This window comes from Chitinophaga filiformis (assembly GCF_900102545.1).
Classification (GTDB): domain Bacteria; phylum Bacteroidota; class Bacteroidia; order Chitinophagales; family Chitinophagaceae; genus Chitinophaga; species Chitinophaga filiformis.
Genome location: NZ_FNBN01000001.1, coordinates 1,479,636 through 1,500,017, shown reverse-complemented (window position 1 = coordinate 1,500,017; position 20,382 = coordinate 1,479,636). Strand labels below are relative to the sequence as shown.

Here is a 20,382-nt window from a genome sequence, read left to right as displayed (position 1 = left end):
TGAATTTAAAACATGTAATCCGTAATTGATCATCCGTTCAAGCTTTTATTGTTTAAAGGAACTTTTCTCCCTTATTTCTTTTTACTTCGGCCACATATTCCTTGATCTGTTGTTCGTTTTCCTTTTTACAGATCAGTAATACATCAGAAGTATCTACTACGATGAACTCATCAAGGCCCTGTATGACCAGCAGCTTCTCTTGTGGCGCCTTCACCATACAGTTGGTGGCATCGACCAGCATTACATTTTTACCCTGTACGGCATTGCCATCTTCATCTCTTTCCAGGTTTTCGTATGCAGATGCCCATGTACCAAGATCGCTCCATCCGAAATTAGACGGGATCACATATACGTTGTCTGCTTTTTCCATGATGGCATAATCAATGGAAATATTTGTACACTGTGGATAAATCGTCTCTATTACTTTCTTTTCTTCAGGCGTGTTCAACTTGCTTACACTCTGCACGAACAGCTCGTCTATTTCCGGAAGATATTTACTAAAGGCGGTCAGTATTGTCTTTACGTTCCACACAAAGATCCCGGCATTCCAGAGAAAGTCTCCGCTTTGCAGGAATGTCTTTGCCAGCTCCAGGTTGGGCTTTTCGGTAAATGTCTTTACGGGGTACACATTATCTGCCACCTGTTGTGTTTCAAACTGGATATAGCCATAGCCGGTATCAGGACGGGTAGGTTTAATACCCAGCGTCACCAGGGCACTGTGTTTCTGTACAAACATCAATGCGTTCAGACAGGTACTGGCGAAGGAGATAGGATCCATGATCAGATGGTCTGCCGGTGCGCAGATGATATTGGCCTTAGGATCCTGCCTGTTTATCTTATGGGAAATGTAAGCGATGCAGGGAGCAGTATTTTTCCGGGAGGGTTCACTCACGATGTTTTCCACCTTCAACTCGGGAAGCTGTTCCTTCACCTTTGATACATAGTGATGGTGTGTGACAATGAAAATATTCTCACTTGGAATAAATTGTGCGAACCGCTCGAAGGTCCATTGTAACAAGGTTTTCCCGGTATTTAGAATATCCAGGAATTGTTTGGGGTGATCAGTGCGGCTGTAGGGCCAGAAACGACTACCTATTCCCCCGGCCATAATGGCCACGTAAAAATGCCTGTTCACAGCTGTCATCTTATATAATTCCTTCCCTGATTAAATCATGTAAATGAATGATGCCTATATATTGTTTATCTCGCAAAACCAATAGTTGTGTGATATCATGTTCTCTCATTTTCTCCAGGGCATTGATGGCTAATTCATCTTCCTGGATCGTTTTCGGGTACTTTGACATGATACTTTCAGCAGTAACACTTTCCGCCTGTATGCCCTTTTCGAGCATACGACGAAGGTCTCCGTCTGTAATAATTCCTCCCAGTGATCCATCCGCCTCCAGTACGGCTGTTACACCCAGCATGCCGGACGAGATCGTTACAATGATCTCTTTTAAAGAACTGCCTCTCTCCACCTGTGGAGCTTTGTGAAGGCGACTCAGATCTCCTACTTTGAGATATAATTTTTTACCTAGCGTGCCTCCCGGATGAAACTTCGCAAAATCTGAAGCCGTAAATCCGTGCCATTCTATAAGGCATACAGCCAGTGCGTCTCCCATTGCCAGTTGGGCGGTAGTACTGGTTGTCGGGGCCAGGTTATTGGGACAGGCTTCCTGGCTAACTGTGGTATTTAATACCAGATCTGATTCCCTTGCGAGGAAAGAATCCATATTTCCCACCATGCCAATCAGCTTATTCCCAAAGTTTTTCACTAAAGGGACCAATACCTTTATTTCAGGTGAGTTACCGCTCTTTGAAATACATAAGATTATATCATCCTCCTGGATCATGCCCAGATCCCCGTGGATAGCATCCGCAGCATGCATAAAAATCGCAGGAGTGCCAGTGGAATTCAATGTTGCTACAATCTTCTGACCGATAATTGCGCTTTTACCTATACCGGATACAACTAGTCGTCCGGCACAATGTGCAATCAATTCTACCGCCTGTTCAAAATCACTATTGATGTATTGCCTGAGTTCAGAAATTGCTGCAGCCTCCAGGTTCAATGTCCTGGTTGCCACCTCGGCAATATTAATAACCGTTCTATTTTTCATGGGCAGCCACAAAGTTAACTATGATTCAGCAGATTAAGCTGATGATATTGTCTTATTTTATAATAAGGAGCCATTCCGGGCAGATTTTTCCTCATCGCTCCATTTTCCTTTCCAAACTGTGGATTCGGGAGGCCGCTAAATGCAGGCTGAACGGGTATTGGAATGAGCTATAAGTGCCTAAACCGCATAAAATAATTGCCGGTCAGCGCATTTTTAGTTAACTTCGTGTCCCCTAAAAAACACATAAACAATATCCATAATTTGTTACTTTCTTTAGAGTTTATTTGTTTTAAATTTGAATGCAATGGCTGTTGTAAAGGTAAGTTTGATAGATGCATTACGGGAACACTTTGGGTTTGATTCCTTCAAAGGGAACCAGGAAATCATCATCAAAAGCATCCTAGCCGGTAAAGATACTTTTGTTATAATGCCAACCGGCGGAGGAAAATCTTTATGTTATCAATTACCGGCTCTTATGAGTCCGGGTTGCGCGCTGATAGTATCCCCTCTTATTGCTTTAATGAAAAACCAGGTGGACCTGGTCCGCTCATACAGCAGTAAAGATAACGTGGCGCACTTTCTCAATTCTACCCTGTCAAAAGCACAGATAAAAAAAGTAAGAACGGATCTGCTTGCAGGCAAGACCAAAATGCTCTATGTAGCACCGGAAACGCTGACCAAGCAGGAAAACCTGGAGTTCTTCAAGGAACTGGAGATCTCTTTCATCGCCGTAGATGAGGCGCACTGTATCTCGGAATGGGGGCATGACTTCCGTCCGGAGTACCGCCGCCTGAAGGAGATGATTGAACAGATCAATGGCAATCTTCCTATTATCGCCCTGACGGCTACTGCCACACCTAAAGTACAGAGCGATATCGTAAAGAACCTGGGCTTGCGTGACCCGCAGGTATTCCTTTCTTCTTTTAACAGGCCTAACCTGTATTACGAGATCCGTCCTAAACGCAAAAAGGACCAGACCATCAGGGAGATCGTCAAGTTTATCCACCAACATAAAGGGAAAAGCGGTATCATATATACGCTCAATCGTAAAACCACGGAGGAGCTGGCAGATATGCTGGTGGCTAACAACATTAAAGCTGTTGCCTACCATGCCGGTCTGGATGCGGGTACCCGTGCCCAGCGCCAGGATATGTTCCTCCATGAAGATGTGGATGTGATCGTGGCTACCATTGCCTTCGGTATGGGAATCGATAAACCCGATGTTCGTTTCGTAATTCACTATAATATTCCCAAAAGCCTGGAAAACTATTACCAGGAAACGGGCCGCGCTGGCCGTGATGGACTGGAAGGTATCTGTGTCTGCTTTTACTCCTATAAGGACGTACAAAAGCTGGAGCACCTCATGCGCGATAAACCATTGAGTGAGAGAGAAATGGGCGCACAGCTCATTAATGAAACGGTAGCGTATGCAGAAAGCTCTGCCTGCCGCAGAAAGGTGATCCTCCACTACTTTGGTGAAAAGTATGAAGAGTCTCAGTGTAATAATGCCTGCGATAACTGCCGGAATCCAAAAGAGAAGATAGAAGTTAAGAACCGGGTAGTGATCGTGCTCAATGCTATTAAAGCATTGGAAGAGCGCTTCGGTAGTGATTACGTGGTGAATATTATCACAGGTAAAGTGAATCCGCAGATTACCACTTATCAACATAATCAGCTGGAAGTATTTGGCGAGGGTAAAGAATTTGACGCTCACTTCTGGAATTCCCTCATTCGCCAGATGATGCTGGAAGACCTTATAGAAAAGGATATTGAAGAATATGGTCTGCTGAAGATCACGGATAAAGGACACAAATTCCTGAAAGAACCGTATTCCATCATGGTCTCCCTGAACCACCAGTTTGAAGAAGACGGTGGAGAAGATGACGACGTTGCTACTGAAGGCCAGGCATCTGCAGATACCGTGCTGTTCGAAATGCTGAAGGAATTGCGTAAGAAGGTAGCCAAAGAAAAAAACCTGCCTCCTTTTGTGATCTTCCTGGAAACTTCGCTGGAAGACATGGCCACACAATATCCAACTACAGTACAGGAGCTGGAAAAGATCCAGGGTGTCAGTAAGGGTAAAGCGATCCGCTACGGTAAGCAGTTTGTGGACGTGATCTCCAAATATGTGGAAGAGAATGATATCGTAAAGCCCGACGACTTCGTGATGAAGAGCGTGGTGAATAAGAGTGGTCTGAAAGTATTTATCATCCAGAATATTGATAAAAAAATGCCGCTGGAAACCATTGCCCGCAATAAGGAATTAACCATTCCACAGTTGCTGGATGAAATGGAAACCATTGTGGCGAGCGGTACTAAACTCAATCTGGATTATTGTCTGGATGAAGAACTGGACGACTATGCCCAGGATGAGATCATGGAATATTTCAAAGGCTGTGAGACTTCAAGTCTGGCGCTGGCTCGTGAGGAACTGATAGAAAGCGATTACACTATTGAACAGCTGAAACTCATGCGTATCAAGTTCCTGGTGGTATATGGCAACTAATAGCTGAATCTTAACCGTACATGACTGGCATACAACACATTAGAACGAGCATTGCTCCCATCAGGGATACGATTATACAGCATCCGCTATACACCGAAATGCAACGCATAGAAGATCTCCGTTCTTTTATGCAGTATCATGTGTTCGCCGTATGGGACTTCATGTCATTGCTGAAGTCATTACAAAGACATCTTACCTGTACAGATATTCCATGGGTACCTAAGGGCAGCGCTGCTACCCGTTATCTCATCAATGAGATCGTGACTGGTGAAGAAAGTGACGTAGCTCCGGATGGTACGCGTGTCAGTCATTTTGAACTATACCTGCAGGCAATGGAACAGGCAGGTGCGGATACTTCCGGTATTTCCGATTGTCTGCAGCAGTTACAGAACGGCAAATCAATTGCATCAGTATTAGATACCTTGCCACCTGCGGTGCATTCTTTTGTGAAATATACATTCGATCTGATCACTACTGCTCCTGTACATGTGCAGGCGGCGGTATTCACTTTTGGTCGTGAAGATCTTATTCCGGATATGTTCCTGGCACTGGTAACAGATCTGGACAGACAATTCCCGGGACAGATCAGTCTCTTCAAATATTATCTGGAAAGACATATAGAAGTGGATGGCGATCATCATAGTCATTTAGGCATGGAAATGGTGCAGGAACTTTGTGGTGATGATCCTGTGAAATGGGAGCAGGCTGCACAGGCATCGAAGGCTGCGTTGGAACAGCGAAACGCACTGTGGAATGGGATCCTGGAAGAAATTAAAAGTTTTGTTGCATAAAAATTTGGAAGTTAATTTTTAATTTGCTTATCTTTGCAATCCCTTCACGAGAAGGACACAAAAAAAAGATGGTGCGGTAGCTCAGTTGGTAGAGCAAAGGACTGAAAATCCTTGTGTCGGCGGTTCGATCCCGCCTCACACCACGAAAAGTAATAAAGGGTTTGACGCAATAAACGTCAAACCCTTTTTCTTTGGATATAAACATTGTTGATCCTTATTTTCGTTTTCTATTCTGATTAGGCAGAACGCCACGTAACTTCTATCTTTAGAGTCATGTTTTATAGACGTAAAATCATACTTTCTTTGTTGGAGCTTTTTGAAGGCGAATTAGAAAAAATCCGTCTACAAAAGTTGTTGTTTCTGTTTTGCCAAAAACAGGAGAAAGCGGACTATGATTTTATCCCTTATAAGTATGGTTGTTACTCATATTCCGCAAATGCGGATATGACTGCAATGACGACGAAAGGCTTACTTGCTGAAACAGACAAGAGTTTTCAAAAAATTGATGCTGTCAGTTACTTTAATCAGTTGAAGGCTACTGATCTATCCAAACTCAGAAGTATAAAAACGCTTTATGGCGAAATGAATAGTATTGCGCTGATGAAGCACACATACAGAAATTTCCCGTATTGGGCTATCAATAGTATAAAAGCTCCATCTATCTTATCAAAAGACGAGTTAGATAAAGTAGAAAAGCAAAAGGCCTCTTCTAACCAAACGATTTTATACACAATTGGATATGAGGGAGGAAGTTTAGAAGATTACCTAAATCGCCTTCTTCGAAATGATGTTAAAGTTTTGGTCGATGTTCGCAATAATCCTCTGAGCATGAAATTTGGCTTTAGTAAAAGCCAACTTAAACGCTATTGTGAGAGCTTGGGCATTATATACATGCATTTCCCCGAGGTAGGTATTGTGTCAGATAAAAGGCAGGCTTTAGATACACAGGCAGATTACGATAGATTATTTGCTGATTATCGTGAGAATAATATCCCAAAAACAATTGATACTCAAATCACTATCTTAAAAATCCTGCAAGAATATAAACGAATTGCTTTAACTTGCTTTGAGGCAAACTATTGCCAATGTCATAGAAGTCATTTAGCAAATGCAATAAAAACGCTACCGGGCTTCGAGTATGAAGTAAAACATATATAGAATTATATGCCCCCCAAAAAAGTCCTTATAACTGTTACCACCTATCCTCTTCCATCAAGAAGCCACGACGAACTAGTTTGTACTGCAGGAATACTTGAGACTGGGGAAATGATTAGGATCTATCCGGTTCCTCTTAGCTTTTTAGGCGACCTTAAAGGGAGTGGACAAGTCCAAAATGTAAAATACACCTGGATTGAACTTGACCTAAAAAAAAGAACGGATGATTTTAGACCAGAAAGCCATTCTCCGGTAAACTATGATTTCCGTGACCTGATAATTGGTGAGCGCCTCGATACAAAAAATAATTGGCAAGCCAGAAAGGATGTTTGCCTCCGCAATGTTTATACAAACATGGATATCCTTATTGATGACTCAAAGTCGCCAAAGAATGTCTCTTTAGCTGTCTTTAAGCCTGCAAGTATTGTAAGACTTGAATGGGTAGAAACAGAAAGAGAATGGAAAAACGAATGGAAGAACCTCCGCAAACAGGGTGACTTATTCCTGCCAGGAAAAGACCCAGAAATAGTAATCCCAAAACTTCCTTATAAGTTTAGCTATGTCTTTACAGATGAAACAGGGAAGCAGCGGAAGTTAATGATTGAAGACTGGGAAATAGGGGCTTTATATTGGAACTGCCTGGCCCGCGCTAAAGGAGATAAAGTTGAAGCAGAGGCAGAGGCTCTTCAGAAGGTTAAGACTAAGTACGAAGATGAGTTTAAGGAAAAAGATCTGTATCTTTTTATGGGCACAACAAGAGAGTGGCACATGCGCCGGGCAAAGAACCCATTTGTAATCATCGGCGTTTTTTACCCTAAAAAAGAAATTCCCAAAGTAGATCTCCAGACGTCATTATTTTAGCACCAATTTTCACACAACTCCGATTTAAGATGAGCCCACATTACTTACGACAATCGTTTATATAACTCCCAACATAGGCATTTTAATGGTTGTGGCAGATCATTACATAAATGCCCTCCTAAATAAGATTGGAATAGTCAGAACCTCACGCTTGCTCTTTACTCAGCGAGGAACAGGCACCGAAGAAGAAGACCTCCCCGGCGCCTTGTGTTCCCCATGAGTAGTGGTTAAATGGTTAACTGGTTGTGCTAACTTTCACGCCAGCATGAAAGTACTGGCGACGCTTCATTTGGCATTCATAGGTATAGGTATTGGGACAATTACATTTTCTATAAAGTAAATTGGCTAAAAAAAAGGTACAGTCATGTTTACGGTTACTTGTTCTCTTAGAAAAAATTAACTTAAAAAGCAGGTACAGTTATTTCACGGTTACTTGTTCTCTTTTCTCTTCATGACAATGTTTCATTCACATTGTGACGGAAAATTAGAAAGAATTAGCGAAACGCCGTCTCCTGAAGGAAACTGTCTTAAAGACACTTTTCAAACTCAAAAATGCAGTATAGTAGGCACAGCGCGGTTTAGGGAGTTTTTCCCCAAGAAATAAACCCGCTTATCAGGGTCATTTTTTTGATATATATCAAATTTTATTTTTATGTTGATCTCTTCCGTGCAGACGTTTTAGACCGTACCCGACTTAATGTTTCAATGGTTATTCCCAGAAAGGATGCTACATAGGTAAGTTGTATACGGTTGGCAAACTGAGGATAGAATTCCAGGAAAAGTGCATATTTCTTCTCCGCATCATGCAGTCTGGTAATATATGCCCTGTTTTCAGCCGATGTGTAGTGGAACTCTGTTATTTTCCGGCCAGTAATATTAAACGAAGGATACTTCTCGTATATTTTATTCAGATCAGAAAAGCTAATCGCCAGCAGTTCACAATCTTCTACCGCCTGTATATTTTCCACTGTCTCTATCTGCAGCAAAAAACTGCGAATGCCCGATGCCATTTCATTTTCCATGGCAAACCAGGTAGTGATCTCCTTATTTTCTTCTTTAATAAAGCCCCTTAACAATCCTTTTCTGATAAAATAAAGACTATGACTTATCTCTCCATTCCGCAGCAGGTATTTTCCCTTTGGAATACTGCAGCAATAAATACTTTTCAACAAATGCTGTTCAATTCCCTTGCCGACAGGATGAAAGGAGTTTAACAGTTGCCATAATGGTATGAGGTCTTCTTTTGCGGGTTGCTTTCTGGTGTTCATAGGTAGGTTATGTAGTTGTTCACGTAAACTAAAATTAATACATTTGGAGCATTTTCATTATATGTTTGCCGTGGTTATTTTAACTCATATCTTTGGCGATATTCCAACTTTAAAAGCATACTCATGAACAATCCTGTTGTGCTTTCCAAAGGCTGTTACGTTGGATCGAAGGTGAAGGAACATAACATCGGATATATCATCACCAGTGAAACCATCTTCCCGGAGAATCTTACATCTGACTGGCATTGCCACGAAAATCCCCATTTCTCTCATATCCTTTCCGGAGGCAGCCAGGAAATAAGAGGGAAAAAGGCGGAACAACAAATGGCGGGCAAGGGGTTATACTACTACCCAGGCATTATTCATCAGAACATACATTACCGGCCAGGTACCCGCATATTTAATATTGAAATAGAAGAAGATTTCTTCAAAGCATACAATCTTAATGTTCCACCTGAATCCTTAATGTTCGAAAGCAATGCGGTCATTAATGCCGGCGGATTACTACGCTTATTAAGAGAACATTACTATAATGATGAATGCAGCCAGCTCTCAATGGAGCAACTGTGTATCGATTTAATCAGCACCAACTTCACTACAGAAAAGCATCATCCCGAATGGACAAAGCAGATCGTCACAGTATTGAACGATGTCTGGAATGAACCGCTTTCTCTCAAAAGGCTTGCTGACCAGGTAGGTATCCATCCCGTCACCCTGTCAAAATACTTTACCAAATACTTCTCCTGTACGCTGGGAGAGTACTTCAGACGACTCAAAATTGAACGGGCCCTGGTATTAGTCAGGTCGAAAAAGTACTCCCTGACAGAAATCGCCTATATGTGTGGCTTTACTGATCAGGCGCATTTTACCAAAACCTTCCAACAGGTTACCGCCATGCTTCCGAAAGAGTACAGGAAGATCTGACCCTCCCCTTACGCTAATGCGATACAATTTTGCCGGCAGCGCGCCTTTTACCTTTGTATCACAAGGGTAGAAAATGTGCCCGGTGCATTATGAAACGACTTCCATCTAAGATCAGCAGCTTCCTTTTTCTATGCAGTTGTGCATTTACAACAGCATATGGCCAACAGCGCAATACACAATTACACCAGCTTTTTGAAAACTATTACCAGGAAAGCCTTCAACAGGATCCTATCAGTGCAACGTTTGCCGGTGATCACCGTTATGATGAACTGTTAGCAAATGACATATCAGCTTCATATTCAAAACAAAAAGAGCAGTTTGATAAAAAGTACCTGCACTTGTTATCCGGATATGACAGACGCTCTCTGAATGGTGCAGACCGGATTTCTTACGACGTGCTGAAAGAGATCCTCGAAATGGATCTTGAGCGGATGAAATATCACACGGAATACCTGCCAATCAATCAGTTCTCTTCTCTCCCATTATTAGTAGGCCAATTGGGTTCAGGAGAATCAGCACAGCCCTTTGCAACAGCGAAGGATTACAAAAACTGGTTTAAACGCGTCGCCGCATTTTCAGCATGGATAGACACTGCTATCAGCAATATGCAAAAAGCAGTTTCCAGCGGTTTTGTTTTGCCTAAAGTGCTGGTGATGAAAATGATCCCTCAAATGGAAAGCCTCGCTGAAAAAGATACCGCAAAGAATTCACTGTTTCAGCCATTAAATAACATGCCTCCTGCTATCTCCGGTCCGGAACGGGAACAGCTGAAACAATCCTTCTTACTGGTTTTGAACACACAGTTGCTTCCTGCTTATCAACGTCTTGCTGATTATCTGAAGAACGATTACCTACCCTATGCTACTGATGCCGCAGGACTTTCCGGCATTCCAGGCGGCAAAGAGCTATATCAGTACTATGTACGGTATTTCACCACTACAAACCGGACACCAGAAGAGATTTACGAAACAGGTATACAAGAAGTAACGCGGATCAACGCTGAGATGGAGGAATTGAAAAAGCAAAGTGGCTTCACTGGTACGCTACAGGAATACTTCGTTTTCCTTAGAACTGACCGGCAGTTTATGCCTTTTAAGACGCCGGAGGAAGTTATACAGGCTTACCAGCAGATCTACGACAAGATAAAGCCACGACTGCATACAATGCTCAGCGTGGCTCCCGAAGCCAGGTTTGAGATCAGAAGAGTGGAAGCATTCCGGGAAGCATCCCAGAACGGTCCCTCCTATATGATTGGTTCCATGGACGGCAGCCGCCCCGGTATATTTTATGTGCCGGTTCCTGATGCCACAAAGATCAACGTTACATTCCTGGGTATGGAAGCGACTTTCATACATGAAGCAATTCCCGGGCATCATTACCAGATCTCCTTACAACAAGAGAATATGTCTTTGCCAACCTTCAGACGACAAATAAACTTCAGCGCCTTCACAGAGGGATGGGCGCTTTATTGCGAGTCGCTCGGTAAGCAACTGGGATGTTATACAGATATACCACAACAGATGGGCGCTCTTAATAATGAGATTCACCGCGCCATCCGGCTGGTAACAGATGTCGGCATCCATACCGGCAAAATGACAAGAGAAGAGGCGATCAATTACATGCTAGTCCATGAATCCATCAGCGAGGAAGATGCTGTTACATCTGTAGAACGTTACATGGCAATACCAGGGCAGGCACTCACTTATAAGATCGGGGAACTGGAAATGCTGCGCTTACGGGAGAAATACAGGAAAATGTTGGGCAGCCGATTCAATATTGTCAAATTCCATGATGCCTTGCTGGCACAGGGAGATATGCCGCTGAAGGTGCTTGAGCATTATATGGATGACTGGGCCGCGAAGCAATGATTTTCTATATAGACCGCCACATAAAACCGTAAGGCCACTGCCGGTTATTCCGGGCCAGTGGCCTTTATTATTTTTACCAGAGAGTTATTTACACTCCTACCGCTACAGGTCTTCCCGGATCAGTGATCCACTCACTCCAGGAACCTGCATACAGCTTCGGCAAAGGATATCCCGCATAAGCTGATAATAGTACATTGAATGCCGCTGTCACTCCTGATCCGCAATAAAAGATCACATCATCTTTGGCAAAATCAGCCGCAAAATAGCTCCTTACGGCCTCCGGCCCTGCCACTATTCCTTCAGGCGTAATATTCGCGTTAAACGGCCTGGAAATCGCTTCTGGGATATGTCCTGCTACCGGATCAATAGTCTCATTCTGACCGGCATATCTGTCTGCTGTCCTGGAATCTATTACACAGCTGCCGTGCTTTTCTGTCGCTTTTAATACTTCCTCTGCTGAGGCAAGCAGGGAGTCGTTAAAATGCGCTGTGAACGTCGTCGCCTTAGGTGTAACTACCCCACTTTCCAGCGGAAACCCTTTCTCCGCCCATACCTTCTTTCCACCATCCAATACCGCTGTCTGCTCATGCCCTGCCCATTTCAGCAACCACCATAATCTGGCAGCGGCCATAAAGCCAGCGCCGGCATCATAGGCTATCACCTGGGTGGTCGGCGTTATTCCCCATGCAGAGAATGTAGCCTCAAGAGCTCCTTTCTCCGGAAGCGGGTGGCGTCCTGTTACTCCAGCTATGATCGGTCCGGAAAGATCCTTATCCAGATCCGCATACAATGCACCGGGTATATGTGATTTTTCATATTCCCTTCTACCCCATTCCTTATCATTCAGCGCAAAGCTGCAATCAATAAAAAGAACATCCGGAGTGTTAATAAGCACCTGGGCTTCTGCAGGCTTTACAAAATTTGTATAGCTCATAGTGTGTCTTTTAAATAATGATATGGTAATTAGATCCTTGTATCAATATATGAATGGTATCAACCGCCATGTTCCTTTCTTATAATCAATATAGCCCTGCCCGAAGTTTGATATCAACAGTTCCTCCTCAATTTTTATCCTGTAGAGAACTGCTCCCAATACAGGCAGAAAGCCGATCAGCACCGCATACCAGCTGTTAAATGCCAGTGCGTTGCCAAAGAAAGAGATCAGCATCCCCAGATAAGACGGATGACGCAGAAACCTGTAGACGCCCGCCTTCACTATTTTATGATCTGTACGTATAGCTACATCCACTGTGAAATACCTTCCCAGGGTATATATCGCAGTAAACCGGAATAGCATACCTGTCACAATCAACCCCAAGCCTATATCAGATACCAGGGCTGAAGCACTGATAGGCCAGTTCAATTGCCATGACAGTAAATGCGCCAGCGGCAATGAGATCATGATAGTGATCCAGATAATACGCAGCGATTGCCCGTCTGATCTTGTTTTATCAGATTGTGATGATCTGAGCAGACGGTTCAGCAGTATCTCTGACGTAACCCAGATAAGAGCAATAAACAGATGAAGGTTTGGGTACATGGAGAAAGACTGTTATATACTATTAAATCGTCTTCACTTCACCACTTTCATACGCGATGATGACTGTTGGTTTCATGTTGATGAACAGTCCCGTTTCTACAACACCGGTGATGGTTTTCAGCTGATGATGCAGTTGTTCCGGATTCTCGATTGCACCAAAAGCGCAATCAAGGATATAGTTCCCGTTGTCAGTGATATATGGTTTATCGTCTTTTGTTCTCAGTGTAGGCGCTCCCTGCAGGGATTGTACAGCCCTGAATACCAGTTCCCAGCCGAAAGGGATGATCTCTATCGGTAAAGGAAATTTACCGAGGGTCTTTACATACTTACGCTCATCGGCCACAATCACTTTTCTTCTGCTGGCCATGGCTACTATCTTTTCACGCAGTAAGGCTCCACCGCCGCCTTTGATGATCTGCAGGTCATGGCTTACCTCATCGGCGCCATCTATATCAATATCCAGTTGTTGTATTTCGCTGAAAGAGGTAATGGGAATACCCAGTTCTCTTGCCTGTTTTTCGGATGCAAGGGAGGTTGCCACCGCACGGATATTCAATCCGCCTTTAACCATTTCGCCAATCTTTTCTATGGCCCAATAGGCCGTTGACCCTGTTCCTAATCCTACCAGCATACCGGGCTGTACTAACGCTGCAGCCTTCTCTCCTGCTGCTTTCTTTGCTTGTGTGATCGTATCCATGATTATCCTGTTAATTGTTTAGCAATATAATACTATTGCCCCGATTGTATTATTTTTGAAATCTACCCTCCTTTCAATAATGAATACTTATCAGAAAAAAGATACCGTCCACCGCATAAAAGCCATCTTCACCGGCTCTATCGGTAATCTGGTTGAATGGTACGACTGGTATGCCTATGCTGCCTTCGCCCTGTACTTTGCGCCAGTCTTCTTTCCAAAAGGAAATCCTACTGCACAGTTGCTCGATACCGCCGCCATCTTTGCCGTAGGCTTCCTCATGCGTCCTATCGGCGGATGGCTATTCGGCAGCATTGCTGACCGTAAAGGCAGAAAAGCGTCCATGACTCTGTCCGTTTTACTGATGTCTCTCGGTAGTATGATGATTGCCCTGGCGCCTTCCTATAACACAGCGGGCATATTCTCTCCTATCATCCTGCTGACGGCCAGGCTGCTGCAAGGGCTTAGTGTAGGAGGCGAATATGGCACATCCGCTACTTACCTCAGTGAGATATCTACACCGGGAAAGAGAGGCTTTTATTCCAGTTTTCAATATGTAACGCTCATTGGCGGACAACTAACCGCATTGGGTATACAATTGCTCCTCCAAAAGGTTTTCCTTACCCCGGAACAACTCCATGAATGGGGCTGGCGTATCCCTTTTGTAATAGGCGCAGGACTGTCCCTTTTCGCCCTGGTGATCCGCCAGCATATGCAGGAAACGATTGCTACAGAGAAAGAGAACAAAAAACGAGGATCTGTACTTATTCTCTTAAAAGAACATCCCAAGGCCGTGTTGACTGTTGTGGGCTTAACCATGGGCGGTACGCTTGCCTTTTATACGTATACCACGTACATGCAGAAGTTCCTGGTAAATACCGTGCATCTCACTAAAGAAAGATCTACTGTACTTACCTTCTTCCTCATGCTCATTTATGCCTGCCTGCAACCGCTGTTCGGCATGTTGAGCGATAAGACCGGCCGCAAGCCGCTATTACTTGGCTTTGGAATATTAGGAACCTTACTCACTGTTCCTATTCTAACGGCTATCAGCCATGCAAGCAGTGAGTGGACCGCCTTTTTCCTAATCCTGGCTGCACTGATCATTGTAAGCGGATATACTTCCATTAACGCTGTTGTAAAAGCAGAAATGTTTCCTTCCGAGGTCCGTGCACTGGGTGTTGGCCTCCCCTATGCGCTCACTGTGGCGTTGTTTGGAGGTACGGCAGAGTATATTGCCTTATACTTCAAGAACGTAGATCACGAATCCCTGTATTACTGGTATGTCACCGGTTGTATCTTTATCTCCCTGATCGTTTATAGTCTTGTAAGAGATACAAAACGTACCTCTTATATGGATAAAGAACAATGAAAATCCCTGCTATGTTACCTTACGCAAACATGCCTTATGGCCTTCCGCCCGGTTTCTGTTATCCGCTGACAGAATCCTGTATGATCATATTGTTCCTCCTTTCACTATTCCATGCATGGAAAAGAGGAACAGGTCATGTCGCTTATCTGCTGGGAGGTCTGGGCTTTGGGTTGTTACTGGAATATGTGAATGTTATGTCCAATGCCGGCTATAAATACGGCCAGTTCTGGCTGATGCTTGGACATGCGCCGGACAACATTCCCGTTTGCATTGGTATGGGATGGGGTATTATCATTTACACATCCAGACTGGTATCTGACAGTCGTGGCCTGCCACTCATTGCTGCCGCTGCATTTGATGCATTGCTGGCATTGAGCATTGACCTGAGCATGGATGTAGTCGCCTATCGTTTGCACATGTGGCATTGGGACTGGGAAACCCGTGGACCGGGTCTCTCTCCCCTTACTGCCCAATGGTTCGGCATTCCCTATGGTAACTTCTTTGGATGGCTGTGCGTCGTTTTCTTTTATTCCACATTCGCTCGTACACTTGAAAAAGTACATTTCCGTGGCCGTGCTATCACACGTATCTGGCAGGCAATTACGCCCTTGTTATCTATTCTCATTTCCCAGCTCGCATTATGGATTACGCTCTTTCCTATGTCAACCTGGCTACATGAAAAGTTCAACATCGCCAGCAGGGAAAAACTGATCTTCCTGCTCATCTTGTTCCCGATACTCAGCATCTGGGGATTCAGGAAAAAACGAGTCCTGCAAACGGCTAAGCTTCCTGCCATCACCTGGCTGGTACCCGGCTGGTTTCATCTCTACTTTTTCGCATGGTTATTCATAGGCGGTTTTGCCGGGGAAAACCCATGGATGACATTCTTTTGCGTGTTGAACCTGCTGCTGGGCATATTTATTCACTGGTGGACCCATCTTCGCAAACCGGCAATAGGTTCCTAATATTTTAATCCCGAACTTAGCAACCGGATGTTATTTTAAACTCTTGAAGAAATGATGCAACAACAGGAAAGTAAGGGTCAGAAAATCAGCAAAATTGCGGCAAAGACGGCCCTAAGGATCTTTATTATAATTCTTGCCATGGGACTCCTGCCGCTTATTGCCGGACAGGGTGAATCGTGGGAAGCTAAAATGGTGAATGCCCATCTGGTGTTTCCCAGTAAGTGGACACTAGTTTTTCCAGCCATATTATTTATTGGTTTTATTACACTCGCCATCCTTTGCGTGAAAAATAAATACAAGCAAACAGACATCAACTGGCTGCTGGTTTTAAATTCTGTTATCCTGATCACTTACCTGGTGATGTTATATACCAGGATTTATCATGCACTGCTGGCATAACATTGTTTGTATACAGTACTTTTTAAACATTATATCCATTGCGCCTATCAGAAGAACAGGTGCTTGCATTGGCACCAGATGAACCTTCCAGGAAAGCCGGAAAGGCATTGGCCGGTACTGCCAAATGGGTAAGTAAAGGAGCCAGTGACCACGCCTTGTGGGGAGAATGCCAGGGAAGTGGCAGCAAGCCTTATCAAACCCAGATAGCGCTTTCTGATACGCTTGCTTTCAAATGCAGTTGCCCCAGTCGTAAATTCCCTTGTAAACATGGTATAGGATTGATGCTATTGTATGCACGGCAGCCGGAACTATTTACAGATAACGCTCCGCCTGACTGGGTGAATGAATGGATCCAAAAGCGGACTCAGAAAGAAACCAAACAGGCAGATAAGGAAGAAAAATCTGTTGATGAAACAGCTCAGGCCAAAAGGCAACAGGCCCGGCAACAAAAAGTGGAAGACGGCATTTATGAGCTATTACTGTGGATGAAGGATATCGTGCGTAATGGTCTGCTCCAGTTGCCGGAAAAAGGCACTTCCTACTGGGAAACCATGGCCCGCAGAATGGTGGATGCACAGGCTCCCGGACTGGCAGGTATGATACGCGGATTATCAGAAATTAACTTTTACGGTGAAGGCTGGCAGCATGAATTCATGGATCAGTTTCTCCGTATTTACCTGGTAGCTCAGGGCTTCCTTCAGGGAGAAGCACTTTCCTCCTCCTTACAACAGGAGCTTCGCTCCTTAGTAGGTTTTACACAAAGCCAGGAAATGCTGCGACAGCAGTCCGGCATAAAAGACACCTGGCTGATCCTCAACAAACAAACGACTGAAGAAGATAATCTCACTACTGAAAAATACTGGCTGTATGGCCTTCATTCCTTCCTGCCGGCGCTGGTACTACAGTTCTATGCCCGTGGAATGTCAAGGCCACAATTGCTATTAACGCCAGGCATGTCTATTGAAGCAGAACTGGTCTATTTTCAGTCCAATGTTCCACTGAGAGCTATCATCAAAGAGCCGGTTACCAACAATTCCCTGCAAGATACATATGGATTGCCCGGATGGCAGGAACTGGCAGCTGCAGAAACTGAGCTTTCGGAAAAGATGCCTGTCCGCAGTGAAAGGCCGTATATTGTACAACAGCTGACCCCTGTTCAGCACAATATGAAATGGTGGCTGAAAGACCAGCATGACCAGATCATGCCGGTAAAACACGGCTTCCGGAATATCTGGAAATTGCTATCCCTGAGCGGCGGTCATCCTTTAGACATGGCAGTACTTGGGAAAGAGCAGGAATACGAACCACTGGGCGTTTGGCATAATGGGACCTATAAATTGTTATAGCAGGACATGTGGAATAATATCATTAATACCGCTTTACTGGGTACAGGGAAAAAACAGTTAACTCCTGCTGATCTTCCGGCAGACCTGACTCCTGTAGCCGAAACGATAATGAAGGATAAAAGCCTTGATGCGGAAACACAATTCCTGCATATAGCAGCAGTGATGTTGAACTACCGGCAAAGTGGTGTGAATCCTGTTAACAACAGCGGCGTTCCTCTACAACCCGCCCCGGCAGAAGAGCGCCCCTACTGTAGCACACAGGCAATCTATGCATTGCAGGACGCCCTTGATATGGACCTCTTACCCTTAGTTACTTACTGGCTGGAAGCCTGTCACGACAAAGGACAGGTGGTAGTGTCTGAATATATTCCTGTACTACTGGATACGGCAGTCGCCCAAAAGCGTATACGCCATCTCGCAATGACGGTATGTGGAAAACGTGGGCAGTGGCTAAGCAGTATGAACCCTGACTGGCAATTTCCTTTTGCAGTCAGCAATGAAGATCGCTGGCAGACGGGAAGTGCTGAAGACCGCAGACAGGTATTACAGGAGATCAGGCAGTCCTATCCAGGTATGGCGCGTGAATGGTTACAGCAAACATGGGCGCAGGAGAACATATCTACCAGAACGGAATTTCTGAAGATCATGCGTATCAATATATCTGAAGATGATCGTTCCTGGCTGGAATCCCTACAGGAGAAAAACCAGAAGGTCAAAGACGAGGTATGGGCGCTACTGAAGCAGATTCCATCTTCGTTTATTGTGCAAGCTTACTGGCAGATACTACAAGGTGCTATTTCCCGCGGACCTGGTCAGTCATTGCATATTTCCTTGCAACTACCCCTGGATAAAAGGATTATTGACTCTGGCATTGCTACACTAAGCAATGAGAAGAACATCAGCGAAGAAGCCTACATCCTCTTTCAGTTAACGGGCAGTGTTCCTCCATCATGGTGGGAATCTCTTTTTAATGCAGACAAGGAAGAAGTCTTCCTTCTTTTTGAAAAAGATGATCTTGGTAAACGTTTCATACCTGCGCTCATCCTCGCCGCCGGGCGGTTTAAAGATGCTGCATGGTTGAGATTACTGCTTCAAAAGAGTACTGCTTTTTATCCTGATGTTATTCCCCTGTTGCCGGCGACAGAACAGGAAGCATATGCCTTACGACTGTTCAGTAACTATCCGCAGGATGTTATTAATTACCTGAGCAACCGTACAGATGAATGGGGACTTGAAATTACCAGTGAGGTATTAAAATGGATGGCCCGCAATCCATATCAGTATACCCGGAACTTCTTCGACAAACATGTATTGCAGTTGCCTCCGGTTATAACAGAAGAACTGGAAAAGCTTGCTCCGGAAGAACCTGCATATCAGGCCACCTGGAGAAATACAAGCGAGCATATACGAAAGCTGTTGTCCTGTAAAGTACAGATCAACAAGGCCTTCAAATAATTTATAAACCCAAACGATCACTTTCAAGCATATAAAGATGTCAAACGTACTACGTCAACATGCCGAACAATTGTTCCTTGAGGAACTGGAAGAACTGAGAAAGCAGGATACTGAAAAGCGTCCTTACACCTGGCAGTTATCCCCGCAGGCGGTAGTCACTTATCTGATGGGAGGGCAACTGAAAAATGGGTTCGAGGTACAACCTAAATATATCGGTAACCGCAGGTTGATTGAGATCGCTGTTGCTACACTTACTACCGACAGGGCATTACTCTTATACGGACTGCCCGGTACTGCAAAAAGCTGGGTAAGTGAACACCTGGCTGCTGCTATCAGCGGAGATTCTACCCTGATAATACAGGGTACTGCCGGCACTGGTGAAGAGGCTATCCGTTATGGCTGGAACTACGCACGACTACTGGCTGAAGGTCCATCTGAAAAAGCACTTGTAGAAACACCGGTAATGCGGGCAATGCAGACTGGTAAAATAGCCAGGATTGAAGAGCTGACCCGTATCAGCGCTGACGTACAGGATACCCTGATTACAATATTATCTGAAAAGACCTTGCCTGTGCCAGAGCTGAATACCGCTGTGATGGCGCAAAAAGGTTTCAATATTATCGCTACTGCCAATAACAGGGACAAAGGAGTGAACGATCTCTCCAGCGCGCTGAAACGTCGTTTCAATACAGTGATACTACCTGTGCCTGACTCCATAGAGGAAGAAATAGACATCGTAAAGCGACGTGTGGAAAGCTATGAGAAGATCATGGAGCTACCTGCAGAAAAGCCCGCTGTAGAAGAGATTCGCCGCATTGTGACCATCTTCCGTGAATTAAGAAATGGCGTCACTGCAGATGGCAAGACCAAAATAAAGGTTCCAAGCGGTACTCTCAGCACCGCAGAGGCAATTTCTGTTGTGAACAACGGATTGGCCATGGCAGCCTATTTTGGCGATGGACAATTAAAGGCTACAGATGTAGCAGCGGGCATTATCGGTGCAGTATTAAAAGATCCTGTGCAGGATAAACTGGTGTGGCAGGAATACCTGGAAACTGTGGTAAAGACACGTGAAGACTGGAAAGATATTTATCGCGCCTGCCGCGACCTATAAACAG

The 20,382-nt window shown here is 44.5% G+C and carries 18 protein-coding genes and 1 tRNA gene; 13 read left to right on the top strand and 6 right to left on the bottom strand.

From position 1 onward, the window contains the following. Nucleotides 1–52: 52 nt before the first annotated feature. Nucleotides 53–1,144 carry a mannose-1-phosphate guanylyltransferase gene (locus tag BLR32_RS06160; RefSeq protein WP_089829567.1) on the bottom strand — a complete coding sequence of 364 codons (1,092 nt, stop codon included), beginning with the start codon at nt 1,142–1,144 and terminating at the stop codon, nt 53–55. Between the two features lies 1 nt (nt 1,145). Next, entirely contained in the window at nt 1,146–2,120 is a 975-nt protein-coding gene (locus tag BLR32_RS06155) for a KpsF/GutQ family sugar-phosphate isomerase (RefSeq protein WP_089829565.1), read from the bottom strand. A 304-nt stretch (nt 2,121–2,424) separates the two neighbouring features. Between BLR32_RS06155 and recQ the strand changes: the two genes are divergently transcribed. From recQ to BLR32_RS06130, 5 genes are all read left to right on the top strand, one after another. Beyond that, complete coding sequence (gene recQ / locus BLR32_RS06150) at nt 2,425–4,626, top strand: DNA helicase RecQ (protein ID WP_089829564.1); 2,202 nt, start codon at nt 2,425–2,427, stop codon at nt 4,624–4,626. Nucleotides 4,627–4,646: 20 nt separating this feature from the next. Next, the gene (locus tag BLR32_RS06145) at nt 4,647–5,417 is read left to right on the top strand and encodes a DUF3050 domain-containing protein (RefSeq protein ID WP_089829562.1); all 771 of its coding nucleotides are present in this window, start codon (nt 4,647–4,649) and stop codon (nt 5,415–5,417) included. A gap of 70 nt (nt 5,418–5,487) precedes the next feature. After that, a tRNA-Phe gene (locus tag BLR32_RS06140) sits at nt 5,488–5,560 on the top strand. 130 nt (nt 5,561–5,690) lie between these two features. Further along, nucleotides 5,691–6,575, top strand: a complete 885-nt coding sequence (locus BLR32_RS06135) for a DUF488 domain-containing protein (RefSeq protein WP_089829560.1) — start codon at nt 5,691–5,693, stop codon at nt 6,573–6,575. Between the two features lie 6 nt (nt 6,576–6,581). Beyond that, on the top strand, nt 6,582–7,433 hold the full coding sequence (locus BLR32_RS06130; protein ID WP_089829558.1) for a hypothetical protein: 852 nt from the start codon (nt 6,582–6,584) through the stop codon (nt 7,431–7,433). A 650-nt stretch (nt 7,434–8,083) separates the two neighbouring features. On the opposite strand, the gene BLR32_RS06125 is transcribed toward BLR32_RS06130, so the two are convergent. After that, complete coding sequence (locus BLR32_RS06125) at nt 8,084–8,701, bottom strand: Crp/Fnr family transcriptional regulator (protein WP_089829556.1); 618 nt, start codon at nt 8,699–8,701, stop codon at nt 8,084–8,086. Nucleotides 8,702–8,824: 123 nt separating this feature from the next. Between BLR32_RS06125 and BLR32_RS06120 the strand changes: the two genes are divergently transcribed. Together BLR32_RS06120 and BLR32_RS06115 are read left to right on the top strand one after the other, a co-directional pair. After that, complete coding sequence (locus tag BLR32_RS06120; RefSeq protein ID WP_089829554.1) at nt 8,825–9,625, top strand: helix-turn-helix domain-containing protein; 801 nt, start codon at nt 8,825–8,827, stop codon at nt 9,623–9,625. Between the two features lie 89 nt (nt 9,626–9,714). Beyond that, a complete protein-coding gene (locus BLR32_RS06115) occupies nt 9,715–11,493 on the top strand; it encodes a DUF885 domain-containing protein (RefSeq protein ID WP_089829551.1) in 1,779 nt (592 codons plus the stop codon). Between the two features lie 88 nt (nt 11,494–11,581). Here BLR32_RS06115 and BLR32_RS06110 read toward each other — a convergent pair whose 3' ends face one another. From BLR32_RS06110 to rpiA, 3 genes are read right to left on the bottom strand one after another with little or no spacing between them, the layout of a single operon-like run. Then, complete coding sequence (locus tag BLR32_RS06110) at nt 11,582–12,427, bottom strand: sulfurtransferase (RefSeq protein ID WP_089829549.1); 846 nt, start codon at nt 12,425–12,427, stop codon at nt 11,582–11,584. 42 nt (nt 12,428–12,469) lie between these two features. Beyond that, nucleotides 12,470–13,033 carry a methyltransferase family protein gene (locus tag BLR32_RS06105; protein WP_089829547.1) on the bottom strand — a complete coding sequence of 188 codons (564 nt, stop codon included), beginning with the start codon at nt 13,031–13,033 and terminating at the stop codon, nt 12,470–12,472. A 22-nt stretch (nt 13,034–13,055) separates the two neighbouring features. After that, nucleotides 13,056–13,730 carry a ribose-5-phosphate isomerase RpiA gene (rpiA, locus tag BLR32_RS06100; RefSeq protein WP_089829545.1) on the bottom strand — a complete coding sequence of 225 codons (675 nt, stop codon included), beginning with the start codon at nt 13,728–13,730 and terminating at the stop codon, nt 13,056–13,058. A 79-nt stretch (nt 13,731–13,809) separates the two neighbouring features. On the opposite strand from rpiA, the gene BLR32_RS06095 reads away from it, so the two are divergent. The 6 genes from BLR32_RS06095 to BLR32_RS06070 are packed head-to-tail and all read left to right on the top strand — an operon-like array spanning nt 13,810 to nt 20,378. After that, nucleotides 13,810–15,099, top strand: coding sequence for an MFS transporter (locus tag BLR32_RS06095; RefSeq protein ID WP_089829542.1), 1,290 nt, complete (start codon nt 13,810–13,812; stop codon nt 15,097–15,099). A gap of 11 nt (nt 15,100–15,110) precedes the next feature. Then, on the top strand, nt 15,111–16,064 hold the full coding sequence (locus tag BLR32_RS06090; protein WP_176842180.1) for a carotenoid biosynthesis protein: 954 nt from the start codon (nt 15,111–15,113) through the stop codon (nt 16,062–16,064). A 51-nt stretch (nt 16,065–16,115) separates the two neighbouring features. Then, nucleotides 16,116–16,463, top strand: coding sequence for a hypothetical protein (locus BLR32_RS06085; RefSeq protein WP_089829538.1), 348 nt, complete (start codon nt 16,116–16,118; stop codon nt 16,461–16,463). 38 nt (nt 16,464–16,501) lie between these two features. Next, entirely contained in the window at nt 16,502–17,809 is a 1,308-nt protein-coding gene (locus BLR32_RS06080) for an SWIM zinc finger family protein (RefSeq protein WP_089829536.1), read from the top strand. A gap of 6 nt (nt 17,810–17,815) precedes the next feature. Then, the gene (locus BLR32_RS06075; protein ID WP_089829534.1) at nt 17,816–19,264 is read left to right on the top strand and encodes a DUF5691 domain-containing protein; all 1,449 of its coding nucleotides are present in this window, start codon (nt 17,816–17,818) and stop codon (nt 19,262–19,264) included. A gap of 37 nt (nt 19,265–19,301) precedes the next feature. Further along, the gene (locus BLR32_RS06070; RefSeq protein WP_089829532.1) at nt 19,302–20,378 is read left to right on the top strand and encodes an ATP-binding protein; all 1,077 of its coding nucleotides are present in this window, start codon (nt 19,302–19,304) and stop codon (nt 20,376–20,378) included. Nucleotides 20,379–20,382 lie beyond the last annotated feature (4 nt).